Origin of the sequence: Stenotrophomonas riyadhensis, from assembly GCF_040256885.1 — a bacterium.
In the GTDB taxonomy this organism is placed as follows: domain Bacteria; phylum Pseudomonadota; class Gammaproteobacteria; order Xanthomonadales; family Xanthomonadaceae; genus Stenotrophomonas; species Stenotrophomonas riyadhensis.
This window is the reverse complement of sequence record NZ_CP155568.1, coordinates 3,357,993-3,367,192: the sequence shown is the minus strand read 5'-3', so window position 1 is coordinate 3,367,192 and position 9,200 is coordinate 3,357,993. Positions and strand designations below refer to the sequence as shown.

General features: G+C 67.8%; 11 protein-coding genes. 5 read left to right on the top strand and 6 right to left on the bottom strand.

What is annotated here, in order from left to right:
* Positions 1 to 15 precede the first annotated feature (15 nt).
* Positions 16 to 1,113 (bottom strand): Glu/Leu/Phe/Val dehydrogenase dimerization domain-containing protein, encoded by a 1,098-nt coding sequence (locus tag SriyCCGPB3_RS15745; protein WP_004153019.1) that lies wholly within the window; start codon positions 1,111 to 1,113, stop codon positions 16 to 18.
* Positions 1,114 to 1,391: 278 nt separating this feature from the next.
* Here SriyCCGPB3_RS15745 and SriyCCGPB3_RS15740 point away from each other — a divergent pair, with 278 nt between their 5' ends.
* Positions 1,392 to 2,468 carry an HDOD domain-containing protein gene (locus SriyCCGPB3_RS15740; protein WP_350259481.1) on the top strand — a complete coding sequence of 359 codons (1,077 nt, stop codon included), beginning with the start codon at positions 1,392 to 1,394 and terminating at the stop codon, positions 2,466 to 2,468.
* Between the two features lie 3 nt (positions 2,469 to 2,471).
* Here the strand turns inward: SriyCCGPB3_RS15740 and SriyCCGPB3_RS15735 are convergent, their stop codons facing one another.
* The 3 genes from SriyCCGPB3_RS15735 to SriyCCGPB3_RS15725 all read right to left on the bottom strand — a co-directional run bounded on the left by SriyCCGPB3_RS15735 (position 2,472) and on the right by SriyCCGPB3_RS15725 (position 5,456).
* A complete protein-coding gene (locus tag SriyCCGPB3_RS15735) occupies positions 2,472 to 4,037 on the bottom strand; it encodes a phospholipase D family protein (RefSeq protein ID WP_194936631.1) in 1,566 nt (521 codons plus the stop codon).
* A 172-nt stretch (positions 4,038 to 4,209) separates the two neighbouring features.
* Positions 4,210 to 4,908 carry an RNA pseudouridine synthase gene (locus tag SriyCCGPB3_RS15730; protein ID WP_110713102.1) on the bottom strand — a complete coding sequence of 233 codons (699 nt, stop codon included), beginning with the start codon at positions 4,906 to 4,908 and terminating at the stop codon, positions 4,210 to 4,212.
* Positions 4,909 to 4,955: 47 nt separating this feature from the next.
* The gene (locus SriyCCGPB3_RS15725) at positions 4,956 to 5,456 is read right to left on the bottom strand and encodes a M48 metallopeptidase family protein (RefSeq protein WP_005414217.1); all 501 of its coding nucleotides are present in this window, start codon (positions 5,454 to 5,456) and stop codon (positions 4,956 to 4,958) included.
* A gap of 63 nt (positions 5,457 to 5,519) precedes the next feature.
* Here SriyCCGPB3_RS15725 and SriyCCGPB3_RS15720 point away from each other — a divergent pair, with 63 nt between their 5' ends.
* Both SriyCCGPB3_RS15720 and SriyCCGPB3_RS15715 read left to right on the top strand, forming a co-directional pair.
* A complete protein-coding gene (locus tag SriyCCGPB3_RS15720) occupies positions 5,520 to 6,077 on the top strand; it encodes a DUF2058 domain-containing protein (RefSeq protein ID WP_110713100.1) in 558 nt (185 codons plus the stop codon).
* 170 nt (positions 6,078 to 6,247) lie between these two features.
* Entirely contained in the window at positions 6,248 to 6,514 is a 267-nt protein-coding gene (locus SriyCCGPB3_RS15715; RefSeq protein ID WP_110714363.1) for a DksA/TraR family C4-type zinc finger protein, read from the top strand.
* Between the two features lie 635 nt (positions 6,515 to 7,149).
* Here the strand turns inward: SriyCCGPB3_RS15715 and SriyCCGPB3_RS15710 are convergent.
* Both SriyCCGPB3_RS15710 and SriyCCGPB3_RS15705 read right to left on the bottom strand, forming a co-directional pair.
* Complete coding sequence (locus tag SriyCCGPB3_RS15710) at positions 7,150 to 7,743, bottom strand: mechanosensitive ion channel family protein (protein ID WP_080291803.1); 594 nt, start codon at positions 7,741 to 7,743, stop codon at positions 7,150 to 7,152.
* A gap of 35 nt (positions 7,744 to 7,778) precedes the next feature.
* Entirely contained in the window at positions 7,779 to 7,958 is a 180-nt protein-coding gene (locus tag SriyCCGPB3_RS15705) for a hypothetical protein (protein ID WP_110713099.1), read from the bottom strand.
* A gap of 124 nt (positions 7,959 to 8,082) precedes the next feature.
* Between SriyCCGPB3_RS15705 and SriyCCGPB3_RS15700 the strand changes: the two genes are divergently transcribed.
* Positions 8,083 to 8,661, top strand: a complete 579-nt coding sequence (locus SriyCCGPB3_RS15700; RefSeq protein ID WP_012511790.1) for an RNA polymerase sigma factor — start codon at positions 8,083 to 8,085, stop codon at positions 8,659 to 8,661.
* Positions 8,658 to 9,191, top strand: a complete 534-nt coding sequence (locus SriyCCGPB3_RS15695) for a hypothetical protein (RefSeq protein WP_110713098.1) — start codon at positions 8,658 to 8,660, stop codon at positions 9,189 to 9,191. The genes SriyCCGPB3_RS15700 and SriyCCGPB3_RS15695 overlap by 4 nt, the downstream gene beginning before the upstream one ends.
* Positions 9,192 to 9,200: the final 9 nt, after the last annotated feature.

Here is a 9,200-nt window from a genome sequence, read left to right as displayed (position 1 = left end):
CGACATCGGCAGGACTCAGCCGCCGCGCAGGTTGCCCAGGCGCGGGGTGCTGCGACCCAGCGGCATCTTCAGCTTGCCGATGGACAGGATGCGGCTTTCGGCGATGCGGTCGGCCGCACGCTGCGGCGCGATGTTCTCGCGCTGCGACAGTTCGAAGATGCGGGTGAGGTTGTGATAGATGCTGCGGATCAGGCGCATCGCGCGTTCGCGGTTGTAGCCATCGATCTCCAGCGACACGTTCATCACGCCACCGGCGTTGACCGCGTAATCCGGCGCATACAGGATGCCGCGCGCATGCAGCTCGTCGCCGATTTCCAGGCTGGACAGCTGGTTGTTGGCGGTGCCGCAGATGATCTTCGCCTTGATCCGCGGCAGCGTGTCGGCGTTGATGGCGCCTTCCAGCGCGCACGGTGCGAACACATCGGCGTTCACTTCGTGGATCTCGTCCGGCTTGACCGCTTCGGCGCCGAAATCGCTGACTGCACGATCGACCAGCGCGCTGTCCAGATCGGTGACATACAGCTTGGCGCCGCGGTCGCGCAGCAGCTTCACCAGTTCCATGCCGATATGGCCCAGGCCCTGCACCGCGATGCTGGTCTTGCCCACTTCCTCGTGGCCGAACTTGAAGCGCATCGCCGCCATCAACGCCTGCAGCGCGCCGTAGGCGGTGAACGGGGCCGGGTCACCGGAACCGCCATGGACCTGGTGCACGCCGGTCACGAACTGGCTCTCCAGGTAGATGTTCTCCATGTCGTTGACGTCGGTGCCGACGTCTTCGGCGGTGATGTAGCGGCCACCCAGCGAATCGACGTAGCGGCCGAAGGCGCGGAACAGCACCTCGGTCTTGTCCACCTTGGGGTCGCCGATGATCACCGCCTTGCCGCCGCCCACGTTGAGGCCGGCCAGCGCATTCTTGTAGGTCATCGTCCGGCTCAGCCGCAGCACGTCGGCCAGCGCTTCATCGGTGCTGGCATAGGGGCGCATGCGCACGCCGCCCAGCGCCGGGCCCAAGGTGGTGTTGTGGATGGCGATGATCGCCTGCAGGCCGGCATCGTGGTTGTGGCAGAACACCACTTGTTCGTGGCCGGTGGTGGCGAGGGTTTCGAATAGCATGGCGTCTCCGATGGCGCGAACAGCGGCGAACTGCAGCGAACGGCCAGTGAACGGTAGGGTCCCAAAACAAAAAAAGCGACGTCGTCATGGCTGGGGGACGGGTCGCGCGGCGCCATTCTAGTCCATTCCCCCGGCCGCTGCCGTCGACTTTGGCAGCCGTCGGGTTAAAGAAGGTGAAAGTGCGGCCGATGCTGCGACGACGGCGGGTGGCCGGATTCGCGTGAAGAGGCAGGGCGGTCAGTGACGGCAAGGGCACCACAACGACAGGGCGGGCGGCGATGACGCCGGCCTGGTGGCGATCACTGCGTGGCTGGCTGGCGCGCTCGACCGGGACGGCACCGTCCCGGTTGGCGGCGGCGTCGCGGCAGGCGGTGGCGGCGGCTGCGGCCAGCCTGCAGGGCGAGGCTCTGCCCTCGGCCGAGATCGCTGCACATCTGCAGCGTGGCCTGCATGCACTGGCCCTGTACCCGCGCCTGGCCGGTGAATCCACGGCGGTGCAGGCCGCGGGGTTGGGCGAGGCGGTGGCGCGCGCGCTGCAGGACCGCGACTGGGCGGCCCGGCACCTGCCGCGCCGTCCTCAACTGCTGCCGCAGCTGATCCAGACCGTCAACGACGATGCCGCCTCGGCACGGGTGATGGCGGCAATCATCGGCCAGGATCCGGTGCTCACCGGCAACTTGTTGCGTATCGCCAACAGCCCGGCCTACAAGGTGCACGAGCGGCCGGTGGAAAGCCTGCAGCGGGCGGTGACCCTGGTCGGCACCGAGGGCGTGCGACAGATCATCAGCGCCGTACTGGTGCAGCCGGTGATGCAGGTGCAGTGCGAGGTGTTCCCACAGTTCAGCACGATCATCTGGGAGCACGCGCTGCTGGCCTCGCGCGCAGCCGCTGACCACGCACGCACGGTCACCTTTGGCGATGCCTTCGCCGCGCAGTGGCTGGGCCTGGTTCAGGGCCTGGGCGCAGCGCTGGTGATGCGCCAGCTGCTGCAGGAAGCGCAGGCTCGTGGCGAGACCGTGGAGCCGGCGCTGGCACTGCAGCTGTTGCAGCAGTGGTCGTTGCCGCTGGCGCAGCGGGTCGCCGCCGCCTGGGAGTTGCCTGAGCCGGTGCATCAGGCTTTGGCGGTGAATGCGCAAGGACCGTTGGCTGACAGCCTGCGCCTGGCCAGTGCGGCGGCCGCAGCGAGTCTGCTGTGCCGGCATGGCCATGCCAGCCAGAGCCGCATGCTGGCCCTGCTGGAACAGCTGCCTTCGGCGCCGCCGCATGCATTGCGCTGGATCTGGCGACGCCTGCATGGGCGCAGCGTGGAAACGCTGGATGAGGCCGCGCAGGACGAAGCTGGACCGGCCGCCTGAGCGCTACAGCTGCGATTCCACCGGCAGCCAGCTGATCACGCGCGCAGTCCAGCGCTTGCCGAGGCTGGCACCGGGTTCGGCTTCCACCCAGTGCGGCGGTGGCTGCCGCTGCAGCCAGCGCAGCTCATCATTGCGCCCCAGTGCCAGCCACCAACTGTGTTCCGGGCTGGCCAGGCGCAGGTACTCGTCGCGCAGCTGCGCGCCCAGCACCGGGTCGTCGAACAGCACGCCCATTTCGGTGTTGAGGTAGGCCGAGCGCGGATCGAGGTTGAACGAGCCGACGAAGCCACGGCGATCATCGACCACGAGTGCCTTGGTATGCAGGCTGGCGCCACTGCTGCCGAACAGGCTGGTATCCAGCTGGCCGTGTGCCTTCAGTTCGTACAGCTGTATGCCAGCCTTCAACAGCGGCACGCGGTAGCCCATGTAGCCGCCGTGCACTGCCGCTACGTCGTTGGCGGCCAGCGAGTTGGTGACCACGCCGACCTGCGCACCGCGCGCGGCCAGCGCCGACAGGCCTTCAACGCCTTCGCTGCCAGGGACGAAGTAGGGCGAGATCAGCAGTGCGCTGCGACGGGCGGTTGCCAGCTCGTCGCTGAGCGTGTTGACCAGCCAGTTGCGGCGATCATCGTCGCGGTGCTTCATCGGCGGATCGGAGGCGATGCGCACGTTCGTGCTCCAGTGCAGTGGCTCCGGGCTGGGCCGTTGCAGGCGGCGCGAGTCGGCCACGCGCTGCAGGTAGGGTTGGGCCTTGGCATGCATCGCATCCAGGTCCGACTGCTGCACGAGTTGCCGCAGCTGTTCATCGCTGTACGAGGCCAGCGCGGAAATCGGGATGGCCGCGCTGCTGTTCCAGTAGTCGTCGAAGATCCGGTTGGCCTGCTGCACGGCGGGGCCGGCCACCACCAGGTCCAGGTCCTGGAAGTTCACATCGTCGCGCGCGCTGAAGTACTCCTCGCCGATGTTGCGGCCACCGACGATCGCGATGCGGCCATCGGCGATCCAGCTCTTGTTGTGCATGCGGTGGTTCACGCTGAAGGCGCGCTGCACCAGTTCCAGCGTACGTGCGATGCCGCTGCGGTTGCGGAACGGGTTGTACAGGCGAATCTCGATGTTCGGGTGCGCATCGAGCGCCATCATCAGTGCGTCCTTGTCCTTGGCGTTCATGTCGTCGAGCAGGATGCGCACGCGCACGCCGCGCTCGGCGGCGTCATACAACGCCTTGGCCATCAGGTGGCCGATCAGGTCGTCGTGCCAGATGTAGTACTGCAGGTCCAGGCTGCGCCCGGCGTGCGCGGTGATCATCGCGCGCGCGGCGAACGCATCCATGCCATCGCTGAGGAACGCCACGCCGGACTGGCCGGGATGGGCCTCCTGCAATGGCACGATCTGCCGGTCGATGCGGGTCTGCGCCGGCTGCAGCGGCAGAACGTGCGAGGGCGCGCCCTGTGCCTGCGGCGTGAGGTGGTCGGCCAGCAGCAGGCCGGACAGGACCAGCAGCAACAGCGCGGCGAGGATGATCGCAGCGACGCGCAGCAGACGTCGCCACAAAGGCTTGGGCAGGCTCATGCCCCGATGGTAGAGCCACGCCGCGCGTGGATGAAAGCCGAAAGACCCATTGCTGTAGATCCACGCCATGCGTGGATGGGGTCAGAGTCCTTTCCCGCGGAAAGGGATCCGACCCCGAGGGTTTAAGGGTCAGACCCCTTGTCGCAGGCAAGGGCTCTGACCCTGGACGGCCTCAGAAGCGCTCGTCGCTGCCCAGGTAGCGCCACTGCCCCGGCGGCAGCGGCCCCAGCGCCACGCGCCCGATGCGCAGGCGGCGCACGGCCGTGACCTGCAGGCCGGCGGCGGTGACCGCCACGCGCAGGCCTTTGGCAGTCAGCCCCTTGCCGGCGAAGCGCAGGCGCTGCTCGCTCTGCCAGCTGACCTTGGCGCCGCCCGATTCCTGCTGCAGCCGCGCCATCAGCCACGGGCCGCGCTCGGGACCGCCTTCGGCCACTTCGATCAGGTATTCCTGCTCGGTGCGGCCCAGATTGCGTTGCAGGTGAGCCAGCGTGGCCGGATCCTGGCTGACCACCACCAGACCGCTGTCGCTGGCCGGAAGCGAGGCGGCCAGCTGCAGACCGTGGAAGTGACGCTGCAGCGGACGGATGTCGCTGGCATCAAGTTCGCTGCGGCTGTCACTGCTGACCAGGGCACACAGGGTTTCGGCGGCGACACCGGCCGGCTTGTGCAGCAGCATGCTGACCCGCTCGGCCTTTTCATCGCTGGCCTGGTCGGCCACCACGATCACCGCGTTGTCATCGACCGGGCGCTGCGGCTGTTCCACCACATCGCCGTTGACCGTGACCCAGCCGCCTTCGATGTAGCGCCGCGCTTCACCGCGCGGGATGCCGAGCAGGGCGGACAGGCGTTTGTCGAGACGGATCGGTTCCATGGCGGGCAGGTCGGGCGGGGGGCGCGCAGTGTAGCTGCTGCGGCCGGTCAGCGCTGGCCGCGGTTGGCCAGCTCGGTCAGGTACAGGCGGGTATCGAACTCCAGCTGCAGGTACTCCGGCTCCATGTGCTGGCACAGCTGGTAGAAGGCCTTGTTGTGGTCGGCTTCCTTCAGGTGGGCCAGCTCATGCACCACGATCATGCGCAGGAACGCCGCTGGCGCCTGGCGGAACACGGTGGCGATGCGGATCTCGCGGCTGGCCTTGAGGCGGCCGCCGTGCACGCGGGAGATGGCGGTATGGGTGCCCAGCGCGTGCTTGATCACTTCCAGCGTGTTGTCGTAGCAGACCTTGTTGAGCGGCACCGACTTGCGCAGGTAGCGGTCCTTCAGCTCCTGGGTGTAGTCGTACAGCTGGCGGTCGCTGCGCACCTCGTGCGGGTCGGGGTAGCGTTGTTGCAGCCAGGGGCCAAGCTTGCCCTGCGCCAGCAGTTCGCTGACCTGGGCGACCAGGGGTTCGGGATAGCCGGTGAGGTACTTCAGGACTGCCATGCAGGGGCGGCGGGGCGTCGGTAGAATGGGGACATCCAAGATTACACGCGGTACGCATCGACCATGGCAAAGCCCAACGCGCTGCAGGAACAATTGCTCAAGGCCGGCCTGGCCAAGAAGTCGCAGGCCAGCGCCGCCGCGAGCGCGCAGGCCAAGGCCCGCCAGGGCAAGGCCGAATCGACCTCGGCCGAGGTCCAGCGCGAGGCTGAACGGGCCCGCGCTGAGAAGGTCGAGCGCGACCGTGCGCTGGCCGCCGAGCGCAACGCCCAGGCCAGGCAGGCTGAACAGAAAGCGCAGGCCAAGCAGATCATCACCGCCCATGCCGTGCCCCACAAGGGCGACGACGAGTACCGCTTCAGCGATGGCGCGGCGATCCGCACCCTGCTGATCGACCCCAAGCTGCGCAAGGCGCTGTCGGTGGGCGTGCTGGTCATCGTTGCCCACGGCGAGGGCTACGCCCTGCTGCCGCGTGCCGCTGCCGAAAAGGTGCGTGAGCGCGCCCCGGAGGCGATCATCGTCGACCACGGCCAGCCGGGCTCGACCGCCGAGATCTCCACCGGCAATGCCGAGGACGACGCCTACTACGCGCAGTTCCAGGTGCCGGACGACCTGGTCTGGTAAGCAAAAAGGGGACGGAGGGGATTAAGCCGCAATCGGCCTGATCGGATCCGTCCACTTCCTGCTCGGCTTGCTGAAGGCTTGCCGGGCATGGCTCGGCTCAACCCAGGTCTGCTCCTTTGGGCGCGGGTGTATCGTCCCCATATCAGGCGACACACCTGCGGAGGATGGCCATGGCCACCGGTTGGGCGGGAGACAGCGCGGTCCAGGACCAGATCGACGCCACCGTCGACGATGCGATCGCCCGCGCGCGGCGCCAGCTGCGCGAGGGCCCGGGTCTGGAACACTGTGAGGAATGCGACGCGCCGATCCCGTTGGCGCGGCGTCAGGCCGTGCCCGGGGTACGGCTGTGCGTGGCGTGCCAGCAGGCGCATGACGATGAGGCGCAGGCGCATGCCGGCTACAACCGGCGTGGCAGCAAGGACAGCCAGTTGAGGTAAAGGTTGTTCGGCAGGGCTGCGCCCTGCACCCGCCGAGGCCTTCAAGCCAAGGCAACTTCAACGTCAAAAGCGGACATTCCGTAGGTAGGCGGGACGGTGTGGGTAGGCAGGACACGCCGTAAACCCCCCTCCGGGGTCCGGCCCAGCCGCTGGCGGCTGGGCGTTCGGGCGCTTGCGGAGCAGTGCTTCGCAAGCAAAGCGCCCTCAGCCATGGGGGCTCGATGGCGCCATCCATGGCGCCAACGGTCCTGCCTACCCACACCGTCCCGCCTCTGACAGATTCCCGCGGCTGTTGGTAGGTGTCGACCTTGGTCGACACATCTGTCAGATATCGAATGAGTCATCCACGCATGGCGTGGATCTACCGTGTCGACCCAGGTCGACACCCACCAGGGCAACGCGTCGTTCCGACAGCTCGCGGAAATCTGTCGAAGGCGGGGTGGGTCCGGTGGCGGGAGTGTCCGCGGCATGGATGCCGCGGCCAAGCCCCCATGGACGGGTTTACGGCGTCTCCCGCCACCGGATCCATCCCGCCAACCCACGGAATGCCGGCTTTTGTTTTCGCCTTTGCTGTTGCTGGTGCTGTTGCTCCAGCTCATAGCGGGTGCAGGGCGCAGCCCTGCCGAAAACCACCCTCAGCCGTCGCCCTGGATGCCGCCGGGGGCCTGCGCCGGGTCACGCCAGCGGCGCACCGTGCGCTGGAAGAACAGGTTGTTCGGCAGCTGCAGCACCGTGCCCTCGTGGCCGTCGCCGGTCTCCTGCAGCGTGGTGTAGATCAGGTTCACGTCGATCACCCGGCCCTTCAGGCCAGGTTTCTCGCCGTTCTCCAGGACCTCGATGTAGTCGTGCAGGCGGAACGGACGGGTGGTGAAGATCAGCAGCGTGCAGAAGATGTTGGACAGCACGCTCCACGCCGCGAAGAAGGCCACCGCGCCCACGGCGGCGAAGCCGGTGAACGCGGTCCACAGTACCGAGGGCTTCGCGCCGAGCAGGCTGAGGATGTACAGCAGGGCACTGAAATAGACCACGAAACTGGTGATCCGGCGTGCGCCCATCACCATTTCAGGCGGCAGCGTGTAGTGCTCGGCAAAGCGGCGGATCAGGCGACGGGCGAGCACGCGCAGGAGCCATGCGACCAGCAGCACCAGTACGATCTGCAGGGCGACGCCCGCGTAGTTCAACCACGGGTGGGTCCAGGCGGGCAGGTGATCCTTCAGCGACAACATCATGGGGCGAAAACAGGTGGCGGGGACGGCCCCCGATGTTACCCGGCGCGTGCGGGGGATTCGACCGCCGGTGTCCAGGCCAGGCAGACCAGCTCCTGGCGGTGCTGTTGCAGGCAGGCGCGGCCGTTGTCGGGGCGCAGCTGCAGTGACAGGCCCAGTGCCTGCAGCACGACGCAGGCGGCGATCACCAGCAGGGCGGCGCAGGATGGGCTGGACATGGGGGACTCCCCTACGGCGTTTTTGCGAAGGACCTTTCATGGATGCAGGGACGGTCGAAAAGGTTGCATTGCCCGACCTCGGATCGGCTCTAAACCTTTTCCCGGGTTGCCGCATCCAAGCGATATGCTCGACACCACCATGCCCGCGCCGCCTGCCGCCAACGACGCCGTCGACGAACCCGCTCTGGTGCGGGCGGCGGCCGCGGGCGACACCGCTGCCTACGAACTGCTGTACCGGCGCCACGCGCCGCGTGTATTCGCTGTGCTTTGGCGGTTGTGTGGCGGCCAGCAGGCACGTGCCGAGGATGCATTGCAGGAGGCCTTCCTGCAGGCGTGGAAAGCGCTGCCGGGGTTCCGCTTCGAGAGCAGCCTGTCGACCTGGCTGCACCGGCTGGGCGTCAACGCTGCGCTGATGGAGCTGCGCGGACGTGCTGCCGGGCAGGACCATGACAGTCTCGACGAGGTGGACGGAGGGTTGCAGGAACTAGCGGTGCATGATCGCTGCGCCGGCACCGAACGCGACCTCGAACGGGCGCTGTCGACGCTGCCACCACGGGCGCGTGCGGTACTGGTGCTGCACGACATCGAAGGCTGGAAACACCAGGAAATCGCCGAACAACTGCAGATGGCTGTCGGCAGTTCGAAGGCACAGTTGCATCGTGCGCGTGGCCTGTTGCGCGCACGGCTGGGAGACATGACATGAGTACACGCGAACACGATTCCGACCACGATCTGGCAGCCCGACTGCGCGCACTGCCACCCGAACGCAGCCTGCCCACCGATGGCTGGGCGCGCCTGTCGGCGCAGCTGCCGCCGCGTGGATCGCAGGAAGCACCCGTGCCACCGGGCAACGTGGTGGCCCTGCCTGCGCGTTCGCGGCACCGCTGGTGGTTGCCGGCTGGCGCTGCCCTGGCGGCCAGCCTCGCGCTCTACGCGGTGGCGCCGTGGCGCCATGCGCAGCCGGACGCGCCGGTGCCGTCTACCCTGCAGCTGCAGGCCGCAGCGATGACCGAGCAGTACCAGCAGGCCGTGGCCTCGTTGCCCCCAGGCCGGGCACCGGAATGGCAGCCGGCGCTGCACGAACTCGATGAAAGCGCGGCACAGATCCAGGCCGCACTTGCGCAGGATCCACGTGCGCCGCACCTGCTTGGCCAGCTCAAGCGCACCTATGCGCTGCGGCTGGAACTGACCCGGCAAGCGGCCTATGCCGCCGAGTCCGGCCTGACGACCTGAGGAGACCCC